Annotated in this window: 16 protein-coding genes, 1 tRNA gene and 1 pseudogene; 11 read left to right on the top strand and 7 right to left on the bottom strand. The window is 58.6% G+C overall.

Annotation, left to right across the window (positions count from 1 at the left end):
- Nucleotides 1–19 precede the first annotated feature (19 nt).
- Nucleotides 20–709 (bottom strand): crotonase/enoyl-CoA hydratase family protein, encoded by a 690-nt coding sequence (locus ACNYC6_RS04690; RefSeq protein WP_419711305.1) that lies wholly within the window; start codon nucleotides 707–709, stop codon nucleotides 20–22.
- 308 nt (nucleotides 710–1,017) lie between these two features.
- Here ACNYC6_RS04690 and ACNYC6_RS04685 point away from each other — a divergent pair.
- From ACNYC6_RS04685 to ACNYC6_RS04650, 8 genes and pseudogenes are all read left to right on the top strand, one after another.
- Nucleotides 1,018–1,107: transfer RNA gene (locus ACNYC6_RS04685), tRNA-Ser, on the top strand.
- Between the two features lie 124 nt (nucleotides 1,108–1,231).
- Entirely contained in the window at nucleotides 1,232–1,552 is a 321-nt protein-coding gene (locus tag ACNYC6_RS04680) for a YbjQ family protein (RefSeq protein ID WP_419711304.1), read from the top strand.
- A 147-nt stretch (nucleotides 1,553–1,699) separates the two neighbouring features.
- Nucleotides 1,700–1,888, top strand: coding sequence for a hypothetical protein (locus tag ACNYC6_RS04675; RefSeq protein WP_416130491.1), 189 nt, complete (start codon nucleotides 1,700–1,702; stop codon nucleotides 1,886–1,888).
- Between the two features lie 312 nt (nucleotides 1,889–2,200).
- A complete protein-coding gene (locus ACNYC6_RS04670; RefSeq protein ID WP_419711303.1) occupies nucleotides 2,201–2,569 on the top strand; it encodes a bacteriocin in 369 nt (122 codons plus the stop codon).
- A 480-nt stretch (nucleotides 2,570–3,049) separates the two neighbouring features.
- Nucleotides 3,050–3,836, top strand: a pseudogene (locus tag ACNYC6_RS04665) (group II intron maturase-specific domain-containing protein).
- A gap of 138 nt (nucleotides 3,837–3,974) precedes the next feature.
- On the top strand, nucleotides 3,975–4,430 hold the full coding sequence (locus tag ACNYC6_RS04660; protein WP_419711302.1) for a glycine zipper domain-containing protein: 456 nt from the start codon (nucleotides 3,975–3,977) through the stop codon (nucleotides 4,428–4,430).
- A gap of 40 nt (nucleotides 4,431–4,470) precedes the next feature.
- Nucleotides 4,471–4,659, top strand: a complete 189-nt coding sequence (locus tag ACNYC6_RS04655) for a hypothetical protein (RefSeq protein ID WP_419711301.1) — start codon at nucleotides 4,471–4,473, stop codon at nucleotides 4,657–4,659.
- A 107-nt stretch (nucleotides 4,660–4,766) separates the two neighbouring features.
- Nucleotides 4,767–4,979, top strand: a complete 213-nt coding sequence (locus tag ACNYC6_RS04650; protein WP_419711300.1) for a hypothetical protein — start codon at nucleotides 4,767–4,769, stop codon at nucleotides 4,977–4,979.
- Nucleotides 4,980–5,490: 511 nt separating this feature from the next.
- Here ACNYC6_RS04650 and ACNYC6_RS04645 read toward each other — a convergent pair.
- Nucleotides 5,491–5,916: a DUF6896 domain-containing protein gene (locus ACNYC6_RS04645; protein WP_419711299.1), complete on the bottom strand. Its 426-nt coding sequence runs from the start codon at nucleotides 5,914–5,916 to the stop codon at nucleotides 5,491–5,493.
- Nucleotides 5,913–10,703, bottom strand: a complete 4,791-nt coding sequence (locus ACNYC6_RS04640) for an RHS repeat-associated core domain-containing protein (protein ID WP_419711298.1) — start codon at nucleotides 10,701–10,703, stop codon at nucleotides 5,913–5,915. The genes ACNYC6_RS04645 and ACNYC6_RS04640 overlap by 4 nt, the downstream gene beginning before the upstream one ends.
- Before the next feature lie 248 nt (nucleotides 10,704–10,951).
- Here ACNYC6_RS04640 and ACNYC6_RS04635 point away from each other — a divergent pair, with 248 nt between their 5' ends.
- Nucleotides 10,952–11,647 (top strand): HAD-IA family hydrolase, encoded by a 696-nt coding sequence (locus ACNYC6_RS04635; protein WP_419711297.1) that lies wholly within the window; start codon nucleotides 10,952–10,954, stop codon nucleotides 11,645–11,647.
- A 54-nt stretch (nucleotides 11,648–11,701) separates the two neighbouring features.
- Here the strand turns inward: ACNYC6_RS04635 and ACNYC6_RS04630 are convergent, their stop codons facing one another.
- Nucleotides 11,702–12,448 (bottom strand): 3-oxoacyl-ACP reductase family protein, encoded by a 747-nt coding sequence (locus ACNYC6_RS04630; RefSeq protein WP_419711296.1) that lies wholly within the window; start codon nucleotides 12,446–12,448, stop codon nucleotides 11,702–11,704.
- A gap of 125 nt (nucleotides 12,449–12,573) precedes the next feature.
- Between ACNYC6_RS04630 and ACNYC6_RS04625 the strand changes: the two genes are divergently transcribed.
- On the top strand, nucleotides 12,574–13,500 hold the full coding sequence (locus tag ACNYC6_RS04625) for a LysR family transcriptional regulator (protein ID WP_419711295.1): 927 nt from the start codon (nucleotides 12,574–12,576) through the stop codon (nucleotides 13,498–13,500).
- 104 nt (nucleotides 13,501–13,604) lie between these two features.
- Here ACNYC6_RS04625 and ACNYC6_RS04620 read toward each other — a convergent pair whose 3' ends face one another.
- From ACNYC6_RS04620 to ACNYC6_RS04610, 3 genes are all read right to left on the bottom strand, one after another.
- Nucleotides 13,605–14,333 carry an aspartate/glutamate racemase family protein gene (locus ACNYC6_RS04620; RefSeq protein ID WP_419711294.1) on the bottom strand — a complete coding sequence of 243 codons (729 nt, stop codon included), beginning with the start codon at nucleotides 14,331–14,333 and terminating at the stop codon, nucleotides 13,605–13,607.
- A gap of 56 nt (nucleotides 14,334–14,389) precedes the next feature.
- Nucleotides 14,390–15,928 carry an NCS1 family nucleobase:cation symporter-1 gene (locus ACNYC6_RS04615; RefSeq protein WP_419711293.1) on the bottom strand — a complete coding sequence of 513 codons (1,539 nt, stop codon included), beginning with the start codon at nucleotides 15,926–15,928 and terminating at the stop codon, nucleotides 14,390–14,392.
- 523 nt (nucleotides 15,929–16,451) lie between these two features.
- Complete coding sequence (locus ACNYC6_RS04610) at nucleotides 16,452–17,186, bottom strand: phosphoadenylyl-sulfate reductase (RefSeq protein WP_419711292.1); 735 nt, start codon at nucleotides 17,184–17,186, stop codon at nucleotides 16,452–16,454.
- Nucleotides 17,187–17,349: 163 nt separating this feature from the next.
- On the opposite strand from ACNYC6_RS04610, the gene thrH reads away from it, so the two are divergent.
- Nucleotides 17,350–17,967 (top strand): bifunctional phosphoserine phosphatase/homoserine phosphotransferase ThrH, encoded by a 618-nt coding sequence (gene thrH / locus ACNYC6_RS04605; protein WP_419711291.1) that lies wholly within the window; start codon nucleotides 17,350–17,352, stop codon nucleotides 17,965–17,967.
- Nucleotides 17,968–18,014: the final 47 nt, after the last annotated feature.

Genomic DNA, 18,014 nt, shown 5'->3' with positions numbered 1-18,014 from the left:
CGCTAACGCAGCGTTGGGCTTAACCCAAATGCTCCTGATCCTGGATGATTGCTTTGTCCAGGGTATCCAGCAACGCTTTGCGGACTTTCAGCTTGGTGTTCTTGTGAGCGGTCATGTTGATCTTCTTCAACTGACGCGCCGCGGCCAGCGCTGCACCTTGCAGCTCTTCGGCCGAAACCACCACGTCGAGGAAGCCGGCATCCACCGCGCTCTGCGGGTTAAACATCTCGCCATTGATCACCGAGCGGTGGAATGCCGACTTGCGCAGGCGATCACGGGCCAGTTCGATACCGGCGTGGTGCATGGTCATGCCGATCTGCACTTCATTCAGACCGATACTGAACGGACCATCGACACCGATGCGGTAGTCGGCCGACAAGAGCAGAAACGCGCCCTTGGCCACTGCATGGCCTGGGCAAGCTACAATCACCGGGAACGGATGCGACAACAGGCGACGGGCCAGCGTCGAGCCGGACGTGACCAGCGCCACCGCCTCTTTAGGGCCGGAGGTCATCACTTTCAAATCATAGCCACCCGAGAGAATCCCGGGCTGACCGGTAATGATCACCACCGCACGATCAGTTGCCGCCTGATCCAGCGCAGCGTTAAACGCCGAAATCACGTCTGGAGAAATGGCATTGACCTTGCCATTGCTCAAGGTCAGGGTCGCGATACCGTCTTCGAGATGGTAGGAAATCAACTCACTCATGACGCTATTCCTTTCAATAAAGTTGGGCAGAAGTTACCCACCGCCACAGGCCAGGTAAAGCGCCGTGACTGACCCGCCAGTCACCCTTTCCCCGCCCGGCAAGCGTAGCTCGCCACGCCAGCGGCGAATTGCCCTCTATATAGACGCGGGTGCGAAGCCGGAGATTGGCCGGTTTGCCATGTCCTTGAGCAAGGGCATTCTGCTAATCGCGTTAACCGCATGAAAATTCTGAAAAAAATGTTTGCCATCAGAAAAGCTTTCGACTACATTAGCGCGCCTCGACAGACAGAACATGTTTGAAGAGATACGGTGAAGTGTCCGAGTGGCTTAAGGAGCACGCCTGGAAAGTGTGTATACAGGAAACTGTATCGAGAGTTCGAATCTCTCCTTCACCGCCAAATTCGATGTAAACAAAACCCCTGGTTTCGAAAGAAGCCAGGGGTTTTGTTGTTTTGGCGTGTCGGTTTCTTATCTGTCATCTTTGCCATGCCGTCAGAATGCGTGCCTCTTTAAAGGATTTTTATGATCACCACCACAACCCATTCGGTCGAAGGCCGTCAGATTACTGCGTATCTGGACATCGTCAGCGCCGAGTCGGTGCAGGGGGTCAACGTCATCCGCGATATGTTCGCCGGGATGCGGGACATCTTCGGTGGGCGCTCGCAGACGCTGGAGCGTGCGTTGAAGGAAGCGCGCGAGCAGGCCACAGACGAGATCAAGGAAAGGGCGCGGGCACTGCTGGCGGACGCGGTGGTGGGGCTCGATTATGAGATCAGCATGCCTGCCGGCAAGGGCGGGATGGTGGTGGTGTTCGTGACCGGGACGGCGGTCAAATTGCGCTGATCCAGTGGTGGGCCATTCGTCGGGCTTTGGCTGGTCTGAACGGCAAGTCCAGTAATGACCGGCTAGTCTCAAAATCCTTGGTGATCGATATTTTTCGGGCAAATAGGGATTGCCGGTGTCGATCCCGTTTTTGAGAGGGGTGATGAGATGGCTGATCCGTATATCGAGGACGACGGCGCAGAATTTCCGATCAACAATTACGTGCAGTGCGGCCAGACTGAATATGTGGCCAGCTTCGGCGAGGATCAGACCGAGGTCGACAAGATCAAGACCCGTGCCTGCCGGGTACTGAAGGGGAAATTTCTTCCCAAGGTATCGGCGCCGGTGAAGAAGTAGTGGACCAGCAAGCGAACCCCGTCATCGAACGGGGTTTTTTGTGCGCGATGGATTATGTGAACGAATATTTAACCGGAAGGATTTTCACAAAGTTTTCACAAGGTCGTACGTAGGCTCAACTCATCCGTTAGAAGCAACACCCTGCCCGTTCCCCAGCGGGCTTTTTTTTGCCTGCGATAAAACCTTTTCCAAAAAAGCTGTCCAACCGTCGCCAACAACGAGGTTGAGCGCGCGCATGTCTGGACATTTTCTCCCCTAAAGTATTCAATCTCGCCCCTTTTGTTTACACCCCTATTTTTTGAGGTTTTTGTCATGCGTTTCACACTGCCTGCTCTGGTTCTGGGTCTTCTGGTTGCTCAAGGTGCAATCGCCGGCGACGGCACTGCCGCCATTGGTGGTGGGTTGGGCGGTGCGTTGGGTAACGTTGTGGGCCAGAGCATGGGCGGCAGCACCGGTGCAGCCATTGGTGCGGGTGTAGCCGGCGCAGCAGGCAGTGCCGTTGCGGCCAAAAAAGGCCACCGTGCCAGCGCTGCCATCGGCGGTGGTGTTGGCGCTGCCGGTGGTTCGGTGATCGGCAACAGCCTGGGCGGCAAGACCGGTTCGACCATCGGCGCAGGCCTGGGTGGCGCACTGGGCGGCGGCGTCGGCAGCAACCTGGCCAAAGGTCACAAGCGTCACTGATCAGATTGATCCTTTAGAAGAGCCCGGCTAAATGCCGGGCTTTTTCGTTTGTGCGCCAGGCATGGCGCGTTGCGCGTAAGCGCAACCAGCTTGGCTGTGGTGGCCTCGCTGGTGACTTGGAGGTGAAAGTCCTCTACACACCCGGCAAGGGGAAGTGTTAGCCAGAGGCAAGGGTGTCGCGGGTGACTGCGAATCTGAAGGAAGCCCGAGGCAAATTGCTGGCTTGACGAACAGGAAGCGGATAGAGGCGGCGCAGCGGGGTAAGAAGGCAAGCATCTTCAAAGCCCGATACTTGCACGGAACGCTGTGACGTAGATCCGACAGGCATAAGCAGGAAGGTCGCGCGAATTACCCTGGGAGATCTGCAGGTTTGCCACTGTGCTACCGAGCGTCGAGAGGCGACGGGATGAACCTGCAGAAGTCAGCCGAGGCCGTAGTAAGTGGCGGAAAAAAACCACGCCACCAAGGGCCGAACAGGTTATGCCGCCAGTAGGCGTCACAGTCTCGTTGAATACCGAAATGCAGAAATTTCTCCCAGAGAAGACTGTTACTCCGAGTCCCGGACAGAATCCGAGGATGACGGCTGACAGCGCACAGGTATCGACGGCGTCTGTGACGTGGACGAAAGCGGAGCCGGACACGTTGATGGAGCAAGTGCTTGCATCCGCCAACCTCAGGCGTGCGTATCAACGCGTAGTCAGCAACAAGGGCGCGCCGGGTGATGGCTGGCGTTGAGCGCTTCCTGAGACAGCGCCTGAAACTGACGCTGAACCGGGAAAAGAGCCGAGTAGCCGGGTCGTGGATGTGTGATTACCTGGGCTACGGGATGAGCTGGCATCAACAGCCGAGACTGAGAGTGGCGACGATGAGTCTGAATCGCCTACGCGACCGACTTAGAAGCCTGCTGCGTGCAACGCGGAGCCGCAAGATGGCGAACGTCATCGAACGGATAAACCCCGTACTGCGCGGTTGGGCAGGCTATTTCAAGCTAAGTCAGAGCAAGCGGGCACTTGAGACACTGGATGGGTGGGTGCGACATAAACTTCGCTGTATCATCTGGCGCCAATGGAAGCAGCCCTCTACGAGGGCCCGCAACTTGATGCGCTTGGGACTCAACGAGGCGCGTGCTTGTAACTCGGCATTCAATGGTCGAGGCCCTTGGTGGAACTCCGGAGCCCCCCATATGAATCAGGCGCTGCCGAAGAAACTATGGGATCGACTCGGGCTGGTCTCGATACTGGATACGATAACCCGGCTTAACCGCTAAACCTGAACCGCCGTATACGGAACCGTACGTACGGTGGTGTGAGAGGACGGCGGATGTGAATCCGCCTCCTACTCGATTTGAACGTTTCTCGGGGCGTCGCCTCAAATCTTGCATACCCCTGAAAAAGTGAGGCGTGCCATGAACCCGAGAACCAAAGGCAAGGCAAAAAATCGGCGTTTGACGTTGCCCGTATTTGTTTTTGGATTGTTCCTCTCTCAATTGGCCATGGCGGCCGGCGACGGCACCGCGGCGGTCGGTGGTGGTCTGGGTGGTGCGCTGGGTAACGTGGTCGGTGGACAAATGGGTGGCAGCACAGGTGCGGCGATTGGCGCCGGTGTCGGCGGCGCGGCCGGTAGCGCGGTTGGCGCGCCCAAGGGCAGCCGTACAGAAGCGGCAGTGGGCGGTGGCCTGGGATCGGCGGGTGGGTCAGTGATCGGCAATAGCCTCGGCGGCTCCACGGGCTCGACCATTGGTGCAGGCCTCGGTGGGGCGGCGGGTGGTGCAGTCGGCAACAATTTGGGAAGCGATAACGGTAGCTCCCATTCCGGTGGCGGGCATAAACACAAGAACAAGCATAAAAACAAACATCACTGATTCGGTCGCAGTTATACATCTTGGCTAAGTGAGGCACACCATGACCCCGGAAACCGAAGGCAAGGAACAAAAAGGTCCGAGCGGGCTGCCATTCATCAACGATCCCGGCAATGAAGACCCGGGTTCCTTGATGGATGACGCGACAGTTCCGCTCAACGATTCCGATGATGCGGGTGATGTCGGAAACATCGAGTTTGAAGAAGAGGACGATGACGGAGAAGACGACTGATTGAGTCTTTTGATTTGGTTGACCGGTTGTCTTGCTGATCGAACCTCCACGTTGCACCTTTCTCGAAAGATCAGGGCCTGCTTTTCAGGCTCTTTGAGAGGTGCACGATGAATGCTGACCCGAATGACACTGACATCGACGAAACCCCGGAATATCCGTTGCCTTCACCGACTGACCCCTTGAGTCGCGACCAGCGTCCACCCGACGACGATGCGGGTGTCGAGCAGGTTCCCAACGAAGACGCGAAGCGCACTGATGTTGAGGCCACCCCGGATGATCCAGACATTGCCGGCAAGGATTGCTCCGGCGAACCCAGTTGATTCGCCCGGTATCGAGCTGCCGCTCGTCGATTGAGCGGCACCCTTGAAAAGTGACTGCTGCCAGAAGTCAGGTAAGCAACTTTCAAAGGAGACTCGTCATGAACAGGTCAGCATTGACTGCTTTGGCGGTGGCCGGATTGTTGTCGCTGAGTTCACTTGCGGCGTATTCCGGCAGCGACGCACCCGTCGACAAGGGCGGGATGCCGCCGTCTACGGAAATGAATGCGGGCTCTGGGCCCGAGAATGCACTACCGCCGGGGTCGATTGGTGGTGGGAATGGTGGCGATGCAAACGGGAGCAGCACCCGCCCGGGGTTAGGAAGCGGGTCCCTGAGTGGTGGGAGTTCGAAGGGGAGTAGTGTGAACTCGGATAGTGAGCGGAGTGGGGCGGATAATACGAAAGCGGACAGTGGCGGTTGATATGATTTGGACGGAATCAAGCCCGGAATTTTTCCGGGCTTTGATTTTATGAAAATTTGATGCGTCTCATTAGAGTTTTCTACTAATAAGTTTTATGTGCGTTGTTCTTTGAATACATACAAGTCGTTTGTGTCTGGTGACATTTTTTCAAGTTTTCCCATCGCTATATATTCGTCAAACTCAGACTTTAAAACTTTCTTATCGGTATATTTTTTATACTGCGATGGTAATTCGCAGGCGAGCAGGTATAGTCGCCAAACGTCGAATCCGTCGGTTCTTCCATCCGTGCCATAGTCAAAGTCTATGCATGCTTCAGGTAGGTAAACAGCACAGCCAACTCCATGTAGCTCATATGTAATATTTCCCGTTATTGTTCCACATCGCTCTATTTTATTGGAGCGCCATAGCCCTAGAATACAGCGCATTCCAAATTTCTCCTCAAGCAAAGTCGTCGCCCTTTCTACCTTGGAAAGAAATTCAAGTATTAGTTGTTCTAGATTGTTGGTTTTTATACTCATCTTCTACGTTGCTCCAGCCTGTCGTGCCCAGTGTTAGCTGCCGACTCTAGGACTTCTTCGATAGTGTTCAGATATCCTTTGTGATCTTTAATATTTCTTACGAGTTTTATTATCACGTCAGTCGACGTTTGCCTAGCGGCAGAGGCACGATGATGCCCATCAAGGATATAAAATTCTCCGTCCTTTTCGGCGACCTCAATTGGGAACTGGCTGTCGAAACCCACAGCACGCATTTCTTTTGAAATACTTTCAACTCTTTTAGTCGACCCCTTACCTGAAATGGCGTGCGTTCTCTTTAAGGCTCTCGGATCAATACCATGAATTACGATTGGTAAGCTGGGCTCGCCGTTGTCAGCAATCGTATTGTCTGCAGGGTTTTGAACCCCAATCACCGGCTTCCTACACCCATCTCCACCAGGGCAATCGCTCAACCCCAACGGGTCCACCCACCCCGTCGGGTTCGGCGTATAGCGATACGCGTTCAAGCCACCCGCCAGCTTCACCGGATCCGGCGTCAGATAACGCCCGGTATCCGGCTGGTAATAGCGGTGGCGGTTGTAGTGCAGGCCGCTTTCGGTGTCGAAGTATTGGCCCTGGAAGCGCAATGGCTGTTCAAGCTGTTCACCGCCGCCGTGGGTGATTTGGCTGACTTTGCCGTAGGCGGTGTATCGCGCCGACCAGACGATTTCGCCGCCGTAGTCGGTCAGTTCCTGCGGGGTGCCGAGGTGGTCGAGTTGGTAGTAAAACGGGCAGGCTTTTTTCGGGCCTTTGCCGTCGAGCATGGCCAGCGGACGGAAGCTGCCCGGTTCGTAGAGGTAGCTGCGGTAGTGGTTGGGGCCGCTTTCGGCGACGATCTGGTCGCCTTGCCAGAAAAACTGCGTGGTCTGGCCGTCGACGGTTTTTTGGATGCGGCGGCCGAAGGCGTCGTAGCGGTAGCTCGCCGTGCGGCCGTCGGGCAAGGTGAGGCCGGTCAGGCGGTGCTGGCTGTCGTAGCGGTAGGCGGTGACGTCGTGGCCGCGGCGTTCGCGGATCAGGTTGCCGTAGGCGTCGTAGTCGTAATGCCGGTCGGCGTGGCGCCGCAGGCGGTTGCCTTTGAGTTGCCAGGGGCCGGGGCGGTCGTGGATCAGCAGGTTGCCGGCCGGGTCGTGGGTGAAGTTTTCCGGGGCCTGATCGCGGCCGTGGCGTACGCCGGTCAGGCGATCGAGCGGGTCGTACTGGTAGCGCCGTGGGCCGTGGCGCGTGTCGCTGATCTGTGTGAGGTTGCCGTTGGCGCTGTAGGCATACTCGCGGCGGTACAGCGGACGCTGGTTTTGCCGGACGGCATGGGCCTGCAAACGGCCCTGTTCGTCGTAGGCATAGTCGCTGGACAGCAGGCCTTGTTGGCGGCTTTTTTCACGACCGAACTCGAAATGATGGCCGGTGAGACGTGAGCCATTGAGGTCGATGGCCGTCATCGCCCCACCCTTGGCGCGGTGGTACTCAAGGCGGCTGTTGTCCGGCAGGCGCAAATGCTTGAGTTGGCCGCTGACGTCGTAGCCATAACGCAAGGTGCCCCAGCCCTGATGCTCGGTGATCAGCCGGTCATGAACGTCGTACTCGAACTCCAGCGGATGGTCCTGGCCGTCGTCGACACTGACCAGCCGGCCCAGTCCGTCATAGCGGTACTCGACCTTGACCCCGTCGGGCAGGGTCTTGACCAATAAGCGTCCGGCGGCGTCGCGCTGGTAAGCGGTGAGCAACTGCGAACCGTCATCACCGAACTCGGTTTTCTCCAGCAACTGGCCGTTGAGGTCGTAGGCATAGGCCGTGCGCCGGCCGTCGAAGCCGCGTTCCTGTCGGATCAAGCCGTTCGGCGTGTAGTCCAGCCGATAACGCTCGCCGACCTCGTTTTCGATCTCGGTCAGCAACAGCTGCGCGTGCTCGTAGCGGTATTTCAGTTCGCTGCCGTCGGGGTTGATCCGCCGACTGACCAGGTGCAGATCGTCGGCGTACTCAAAACGCGTGACCCGCCCCAGTTCGTCGGTTTCAGCGGTGATCCGGCCGTAGGCGTTGTAGCTGAACTGGCGACTGGCGCCGTTCGGCGAGGTCGACTGCAACAGGCGGCCGACCGCATCCCACTGGTAACGGCTGACCCCGCCGAGCTCATCCTCAGCTGTCGTCCGTCGCCCGAGCGCATCGTAAGAAAACCGCCGACGCCCGCCGTCGGGCAGGGTTTCGCCGAGCAACTGGCCGAGGTCGTTCCACTCGAACACCTGCCGGCTGTGATCCGGATAACGGATCGCCAGCAGACGCCCTTGCCCGTCGTACTCGTGGTAGGTGCTCTGGCCATCGGGATCGGTCAGCCAGGTGACATCGCCCTGGGCGTTGCGTTTGTAGGTCCACTTGGCCTTACCGCGATAACGCGCATGCAGGAAACCGTTGCGGTACTCGTAGGACGTGGGTTCGTCCTCCGACGGAATCAGCGCGATCAGCCGTCCGACGTCGTCGTAGCGGTATTCGGTGACGGCGCCGAGGGCGTCCTGTTCGGCGAGCAAGCGGCCCTGTGCGTCGTAGGTCTTTTGCTGTTGCCCACCATCGGCCGCGACCCGGCGTACCAGCCGTGCCTGCGAGTCGTGGACGTAAAGCTCTTCGCTGCCATCGGCGTGTTTCAGGACGACACCGCCGTCGTCATCCCAGCGATACCGCGTGTCCATCTGCGCAAACGAGGCCCAGTGACGGACGCAGCGGGCAGCCTTGCCGGACTTTTCCCACTCCCAGAAGAAACTCGCGCCGCCGGCCAGTTGCCGTTGCAGGATGACCTGCTGTTCGTCGTAGTCGTAGCGCTCGCTTTCACCGGCCGCATTAGTTGCTTCGATCAGCCGCCAGCGCGCGTCGTAGCGGTAAGTCACCAGCGTCTGCTCGGTGCGCCAGGCCGGTGGCTGATCGTCGCCGAGGTGAAACCGCTGGTAGTCGACGGCGACTAAGTGGCTACGCTCGTAGCGCAGCAACAAGCAGCGCCCGGCGCCGTTGTCCAGGCGCTCGATCCGCCCGGAAAAATCGCGCTGCACGCTCAGACGATTGCCATAGGCGTCGCTGATCGCGCTCAGTTGGCCATTGCGAAAATGCTGGAAGCGCACCGACTCGCCAGCCAAGGCGACAATCAGTTCTTCCGGTTCATCACCGAGGTAAATCGCCGCCCGCGACAGGCTGTTGTGGATCGCCGGACGCGTCAGGTTCGGCAGCGGAAACGGCGTGCGCCGGTTTTCCGCATCGATCCAGATGACCGTGTCGCCGTCGATGGCCAGGCGCTGGGCCAGCGAATGACTCCAGCCAAACCCGAGGCCGCTGTCGACCTCCACCGCGCTGGTGCGATACAGGCGGGTGAACTCGAACGGCAGCACGCCATCGAGTACGCCGTCAGTCAGGGTCAGCAGTTCCTCGCCGGTGACCAGCGACACCGGGCAGCCGTGGGTGGCGGTGCGGTCTGCGGAATCGGCGCTGTCGCCGTTGGGGTTTTTCGCTTGAACAGGAACATCATCCCGATGTTCCTGCCGGCCCAGCCGTGTCTTGGCTTCGGATTTGTTGCGAGTAATGGCGACCGGATTGTCCACCAAAACATCCGCTGCTCCTGCCGCACTGATCTGCAAAGGCACCGCCGGCGCAGGCTTCAGCGGTGCGTTCCGGGCATTGAGCATCAACGGTTTGAGTGCGCTCGCATGAGTGCTCAGATCAGAACGGCTCGTCAGTTCCGCCAGTCGCAAACCTGCCGCAGCCAACCAACGTCGAGTACGCTCGGACTTGATCTTGTTGAGCACCTTGGCACTGATGCCGAGCCTCAAGCCTGCAGGACCGGTCAAGCGCACCAACAGGAAACTGATCAACAGCTCTGTACGAACTTGCGCCACGACGTCGGCGATGTATTGCGGCGGCAGCATCCGCAGCCAAGTGGTGAAAGCCGCCAGATGAATGAACATCAATGGTTCGTCGCTTAGCACCAGCAACACATTGGCGAAGGTTTCAGACGACGCTTTCAACAGCGCCTCGATATCCGCTTCGCTCAAGTACTCCAGGAGCTTTTCGCTATTGGCCTGGAGGTCGGAGATCAGGGCGTAGAGCTGCTTAACGTCATCCCACAGGCCGTGCAGCGAGTTTTCGACGCCGCGCCAGTCAGCACGTTGCAGCATGCCGTAGCGTTCAATGAAGTCTGCCTGGGAAAACCCGGCCCACAACGGTTGAAAGTCGGTGCTCCATTCATTGCGCAACCAGCCCTCAAGCTCGCCGAGGACGCCTTTATAGGAGTCATAAAGCGTCTTGACGTGATCGCTGGTGACGTTGGGGAAAAAGGTGATGCGATAGCGATTGCCGCGCCAGCAATCGTCGATTTCCAGGATGCCGCTGGGGCCGATAGTTTTATGAATCGGCTTGCCATACTGCGGTTCGCCCTGGCCTTCGTTAAGCAATCGTTCGAGCATCACCGGCGTATTGCCGATGGGCACGAAGCGCGCGGCTTCAAACATGTGAACCAGTGTCAGCGGGCCGCTGGCCGGGCACATGGCTACCGTTGAACTGACCGCAGTGGTGGATTTCTTCGATGCGCTGAGGCGGACTTCATGGCCGACCTTGAACACCTGCTCGACATCCAGAGTCCCGCCCGCCCAGTAGTTTTCCGCCCAGGCTTCGTAATCGTTGAGGCTGAGACGGAAATCACCGAGTAGCGCTTCGATGTCCGGTTGCTTCGGGTTCATCGCCGCCACCACCAGCAAGCCAATGGTGTTGTTCAGGGCCAGCAGCTTGTCGGGATCGAACATTCGCGGTCTTTCGCTCGGGTGAAGAGGGGGCGCGAAACTCTGCGATGGATCAATCGAGAAAGAAGTCGGGAAAAACGGCATTTGGTGTAGGGCGAATCGCTAAATCATCGATATCGCTTCTGTTCGGCTCGGGTTTTTCCCGTTGCTCCCCGTTGTCGCCGCCCGCTATGCTGCTGAAACCTTTAATCAATCACGGAGCCGGCCACACCTGAGCCGCCTGGGATGTCATTGAAAACGGATCAGATGCGATGAATGCAGCGCTGGATGGGTTTGGCCCGATTAAGGCCGTGATTTTCGATATGGACGGCTTGCTGCTGGATACTGAGGGCATTTACACCGAAGTGACGTCGATCATTGCCGGGCGTTACGGACGGACCTTCGACTGGAGCCTCAAGCAGCACATCATCGGGCGCGGTGCTGGTGACCTCGCACGCTACGTGGTCGAGACGTTGGAATTGCCGATTACAGCCGAAGAGTTTCTGCTGATCCGCGAGCCGTTGATGCGCGAGCGTTTTCCTACAGCACAGGCGATGCCTGGCGCACAGGAACTGGTCCGGCATCTGAAGGCTCACAACATTCCCATTGCGGTGGGCACGAGCTCGTCGAGTCAGTCGTTCGGCCAGAAAACCACATTGCACCGCGATTGGTTCGCCCTGTTCGACTTCATTGTCACCGCCGATGATCCGGAAGTCGGCGCGGCCAAACCGGCGCCGGATATCTTCCTGACCGCAGCGCGGCGTTTGGGTGTCTCACCGCAGGATTGTCTGGTGTTCGAGGATTTGCCATTCGGTGTCACGGCAGCGAAAGCGGCGGGGATGACGGCGATTGCGATTCCGGATGCGGCCATGGCGGATGAAAAATTTGCACACGCCGATGGCATTCTTCGTACGCTGAAGGCCTTCAAGCCGAGTGCTTTTGGCCTGCCAGCGCTTGAGTGGGTGTGACGATAAAAAATGTGGGAGCAAGCCTGCTCCCACATTTGGATTGCGTTTAACGCATCAGGCGCCAAAACCGCCGTCGATGGTCAGGCTCGCACCCGTGATGTAGCCGGCCTCGGGGCCGACGAGGTAGGCAACAAAACTGGCGATCTCTTCGGCTTTGCCATAGCGCCCTACAGCCATCAACGGGATCAGGCTGTCGGCGAAGTCGCCTTCGGCCGGGTTCATGTCGGTATCGACCGGACCGGGTTGCACGTTGTTGATGGTGATGCCTTTAGGGCCGAGGTCACGGGCCAGGCCCTTGGTCAGGCCGACCAGCGCCGATTTGCTCATGGCGTACGGGCCGCCACCGGCGAAGGGCATGCGATCAGCGTTGGTGCTGCCGATGTTGATGATCCGGCCGCCCTCAATCATGTATCTGGCCGCGGCCTGGGTGGCGATGAACACGCTGCGCACGTTGATGGCCAGGGTCTGATCGAAATCTTCGAGTTTGAAATCTTCCAGCGGTGCAACGGCCAGCACGCCAGCGTTGTTGACCAGGATATCCAGTCGACCAAAGGTTTCTACCGTCGCGGTCACGGCGTTGCGAATGGCGTCGGCATCGGCACTGTCAGCCTTGATGGCCAGGGCCTTGCCGCCGTTGGCGATGATGTTGTTTTGCAGTTCTTCGGCCTTCACCGTGGAGCTGACGTAGGTGAAGGCAACGGTCGCGCCTTCAGCGGCCAGGCGTTTGACAATGGCTGCGCCGATGCCCCGGGAACCGCCTTGAATCAATGCCACTTTGCCGCTGAGGTTCTGAGTAGTCATATCAATCTCCAAGTCCCGAGGCGAGATGTCCCGGTTGATGGAGCCTAGTATTGATTCAGGATTGCAGGCTGTGTAGACGGTAATTGCTATAGTCTGTGTAAACCGGAAGTTTATAGTGGTGCGCCATGGAAACCTTCAGCAGTATCGAATGCTTTGTGCGCAGCGCCGAAGTCGGCAGCTTTGCCGAAGCCGCGCGGCGCTTGAGCCTGACGCCGGCGGCGGTGGGTAAAAGCGTCGCCAAACTGGAAGCGCGACTGGGTGTGCGGTTGTTTCAACGCAGCACCCGTAGCCTGACGCTGACCGAGGCCGGCCAGCTGTTCTTGAGTCAGGTCAGTGCCAGCCTGACGACCATCCAGAACGCCGTGGCCCATCTGGCTAACGCCGAAGGGCTGCCGGCGGGGACTTTGAAAGTCAGCATGGGCACGGTGTTCGGGCGGCTATATGTGGTGCCGCTGCTCGGCGAGTTTCTGCGGCGCTATCCGGCGATCAATCCGGACTGGCATTTCGACAATCGCCAGGTCGACCTGATTGGTCAGGGGTTCGATGCGGCGATCGGTGGCGGTTTTGAGCTGCCCCAAGGCGTGGTTGCGCGCAAGCTGGCACCAGCGCATCGGGTGTTGCTGGCTTCTGCAGACTATTTAAAGCGACATGAAGCGATCACGGAGCCGGACGATCTTCAGCATCACGACGGCATCCTGATCCGGTCGCCGCAAACCGGACGCGTGCGTTCCTGGCAGTTGATCGGCCGCAGCCCCCAACACTGCCGGCCGTTGATACTCAAGGCGCGCATGACCATGAGCGATTCGGATGCGGCATGCGCCGCAGCAACACAAGGCCTGGGCATTGCGCTGGTGAGCATGCCGTTTGCGGTGAATTATCTGGAGGCGGGCACGTTGCAGCGAGTGTTGCCGGACTGGTACATCGATGACGGCAGTATTTCGATCTACTACGCGGAGCACAAACTGTTGCCGGGCAAGACCCGGGCGTTTGTCGATTTCATTATTGAGCAGTTTTCTGAGCGGGAGTTGGGTCAGCGGTTTAGTGCTCTTTAAGTATGGCCTTAGACCGAGGTGTGGCCATCGCCAGCAGGCTGGCTCCTACAGGGCTGCGCTGACCCTGTGGGAGCCAGCCTGCTGGCGATGAACGATAACGCGGTCTACCGCATAAACTTCTGCGGCCAGCCAATGATGTTCTTCGGTCGCGGTGTCGCATAAGTCCGCACTTTCGACGTCGACAATCCCAGTCGCACCAACGACTCGGCAATGGTTACCGCCGCCGTCACACCATCAATCACCGGCACGCCGGTACGTTGGCGAATCTGCTCATCCAGCCCGGCCATGCCGCCGCAGCCCAGGCAGATCACTTCGGCTTTGTCCTGGGTCACCGCCAACTCGGCTTGGTGCACGATGGCCTCCAATGCGCGTTGCGGTTCGTGTTCCAGTTCCAGCACCGCCAAACCGCTGGCTCGCACTGACGCGCAGCGGTCCCAGAGCCCGGAGAGTTTCAGGCGATCCTCGATCAAAGGCACGGTGCGGTCGAGCGTGGTGACGATCGAGTAGGCGTGACCGAGGAACATCGCGGTACTCGCCGCTGCATCGGTGATGTCCACAACAGGCACGTTGAGCAATTCCTGTAGACCTTCGCGGCCGTGTTCCCCATAGCCGGCCTGGATCACGGCATCGAAGGGCTGGTCGTAAGACATCACCCGATCCATGACCGCGATAGCGGCCAGGTAGCTTTCGAAATTACCTTCGATGGAATCGGCACCGAAGAAGGGCGTCAGGCCAACGATTTCCGTGCCCGGTGCGGCCACGGCCTGGGCCGAGCGGGCGATGGCCTGGGTGATGGATTCGGTGGTGTTGACGTTGACCACGAGAATTCGCATGGGAAGTCCTTATAGCAGGTGGTTCTGCGGCCCGACGCTGCCGGGCCGCGATGGAGTTAATGGCTGACGTTGTCGACCGCGATGGCTTCGCCGCTGACGTCTGCGTAGTGCGGTTGGCGTTTGGCGATGATCAGGTAGAGCAAGCCGGCAATCGCGGCGCCAATCAGCCAGGAGAACGGCGACACCAGATGGAAGCCCGGTGCCAGCGCCAGGACGATGGCGATCAGGGCTGCGGGAATGAACGCCGCCACCGCACGCAAATTGACTCCGCGGCTGTAGTAATAAGGGCCGTTCGGGTCTTCGCTGTACAACTGCGGCACGTTGACTTGACCTTTTCGTACAAGCCAGTAATCGACCATGATCACGCCATACAGCGGGCCGAGCAGCGCGCCGAGACCCGACAGGAAGTACACGATCACCAACGGGCTGTTGTAGAGGTTCCACGGCAGGATCAGCACGGCGATGGTCGCGCTGATCAGCCCGGCGCGGCGGAAGGTCAGGTACTTCGGCGCGAGGTTGCTAAGCACGAAGGCTGGCGCGACGAAGTTGGCCATGATGTTCACCGCCACGGTAACGATCAGGAACGCCAGGCAACCGAGGACCAGGAAGAATGTGTTGGGAATCGAGGCAATGATTTCAGTCGGGCTTTCGATGATCCGCCCATTGATCTGGAATTGCGCGCCACACAGCAGGACGGTGATGGCGGCGAACACCAAAATGTTGACCGGCAGGCCCCAGAAGTTTCCGACCTTGATGGTCTTGCGGCACGGCGACGAGCGCGCGAAGTCGCAGAAGTTGAGGATCAGCGTGCCGTAGATCGCCAGCCACAGTGCGCCGCCGGCAAAGATGTTGCGCCACATCTCGCCACCGGTCAGTGGTTCGCGGATCGACCAGGCAATAGTTGCGTTGGCCTGAAAGTACATCCAGGCGGCGAGGGCGGCGACGGTCAGCAAAATCACCGGACCGGCAAACGCCTCATAACGCCGCACCATCTCCATGCCGTAGGCGAGGATCGCCAACTGCACGAACCAGATCGCCACGAAACACACCCAGCCCAGGGTCGACAGACCGAGGATCGAATCGTGGTCGTAGTCGGCGAAGCCGGGATGGATGGCTGTCAGCAAGACACGGAAGACCACCGACGCCAGGTAGGTTTGAATGCCGAACCAGGCGATGGCGATCACGGCACGGATCAACGCAGGAATCTGCGCGCCATGAATGCCGAAACTGATCCGGCTGATGACCGGAAACGGCACGCCGGTCTTTTGGCCCATGTAGCCGGACAGGTTCATGAAGAAGTACACCAGCGCGGCGCCAATCCCCAGCGACAGGAGAATCTGCCAGCCGCCAAGGCCCAAGGCATACAGCCCGATGGCGAACGAGTAGTTGGCGATGTTGTGGACGTCGTTGGTCCACAACGCGAAGATGCTGTAGCGGCCCCAGCGTCGGCCTTCGGCCTTGGTTGGCGCGAGGTCTTTGTTGTGCAGGCGGGGGCTGAGCACGACAGATTCAGCCGTTTGATCAAAAGCGGTTGGGGTGAGATGGGGGGAGGGCAGATCCAGCGCAATATTGTTGTTTGAGAGACTTGTACGCATTCCGGCAGGCTCCTGATGCTCGACGCCGCGATGACTGTGCATGAGCGCATGGCTCGACAAATCTTCGTCGCGGTGTAGCGAATATCATTGGTTACGGGGCATCTGCAGCCTGTACGGGATAGGGCGCTTCAGGCTTGCGGATCTTGAGTGTGTGTATGTTTTGTCTTGATTGTATACAAAACATGTATGCACTTAAGCCAGTTCCATGCCAGTGGAGAGATCTATGAAAGGTGCTGCTCATTTCGTTTTGTTATGGCGTTACGCCAAGTTACTGAAAAACAGGCAATATAAATTGACCGTTTGAACAGGTATTTATTTTTTACGAGTAGATGGGGCAAGCGCAGATGAATCGCGTCAGGAGGGAAATGTAACTTTTGGGGGCGTTTAAACAAAAAAGTGCACACATAAATGGCACCTATGGTGACATTCGTGTGTACACATTTGTTCGGCGCCTGATGCAGATCAATGTGGGCGCTAGCAGGCTAGCTCCCACAGGAGATTTCACAGGGCAGGAAAGTAAGTGTTATGCCTTGCTGATGATATTCCCCGCATGCAGCCCGCATTCTTTCTGGGTGGCTTCTTCCCACCACCAGCGCCCCTCGCGCTCATGCTGGTTCGGCAGGACCGGACGGGTGCACGGTTCGCAACCGATGCTGATGAAACCGCGCTCATGCAGGCTGTTGTACGGCAGCTCCAGCATGCGAATGTAGCCCCAGATCTCTTCGCTGGTCATCTGCGCCAGCGGGTTGAATTTGTACAGGGTACGTTCCGGGGTGGAGAACGCGGTGTCGATTTCCATCACCGCGACGGCGCTGCGGGTGCCGGGGCTCTGGTCGCGGCGCTGGCCGGTGGCCCAGGCTTTCACGCCGGACAGCTTGCGGCGCAACGGTTCGATCTTGCGGATGCCGCAGCATTCGCCGTGGCCGTCCTTGTAGAAACTGAACAGGCCTTTTTCCTTCACGAACGGTTCGAGTTTGGTGTGGTCCGGCGACACCAGTTCGATGTCGATCTTGTAGTGCTCGCGCACCTGATCGATGAAGCGGTAGGTCTCGGGATGCAGGCGGCCGGTGTCGAGGCTGAACACCTTGACGTTCTTGTTCAGCTTCCAGGCCATGTCCACCAGCACCACGTCCTCGGCGCCGCTGAAAGATATCCACAGGTCATCGCCGAACTCGGCAAACGCGAGCTTCAGGATGTCCTGGGCGGATTTGTTGGCATAGGTCGTGGCGAGTTCCACGACGTCGAACGTTGTGCTCATCAGGGCGGCTTCCTACAGGTCGGTGGCGCTGGGCGCTCTATATGGGGCCGATGGTAACAAAAAGCTGCGCCGCTCGGGGCTTCCTCTGCGTTGCGCGGTGGGAGAGGAGTCGCTAGAGTTCGGCCTCGCTCGACTCAATAAACAATACAAATGGGAGTGTCTTGTGGAAATTGCCTGTCTGGATCTTGAAGGTGTGCTGGTCCCGGAAATCTGGATCGCCTTTGCCGAAAAAACCGGGATCGAATCCCTCAGGGCCACCACCCGGGACATTCCCGACTACGACGTACTGATGAAGCAGCGCCTGCGGATTCTCGACGAACACGGCCTGAAACTCGCCGACATCCAGGAAGTGATCGCCACCCTCAAGCCGCTAGACGGCGCGGTCGAGTTCGTCAACTGGCTGCGTGAGCGCTTCCAAGTGGTGATTCTGTCGGACACCTTCTACGAGTTTTCCCAGCCGCTGATGCGTCAATTGGGCTTCCCGACCTTGCTCTGCCATCGCCTGATTACCGACGACACCGGGCGGGTGACCAGCTATCAGTTGCGTCAGAAAGATCCCAAGCGTCAGTCGGTCCTGGCGTTCAAGAGCCTCTACTACCGGGTGATCGCGGCGGGCGATTCCTACAACGACACCACGATGCTGGGCGAGGCCGATGCCGGGATTCTGTTCCATGCACCGGATAACGTGATTGCCGAGTTCCCGCAGTTCCCGGCGGTGCATACGTTTGAAGCGCTGAAGCAGGCGTTCATCAAGGCGTCTAACCGCACTTTGAGCTTGTAAACCCGCTGACCTGCAGGCGCTGCCGAGTGAAACGAGGCTGCTCCTGC

Origin of the sequence: Pseudomonas sp. NFX224, from assembly GCF_048565165.1 — a bacterium.
Classification (GTDB): Bacteria; Pseudomonadota; Gammaproteobacteria; order Pseudomonadales; family Pseudomonadaceae; genus Aquipseudomonas.
This window is presented reverse-complemented; position numbering and strand designations above follow the sequence as displayed.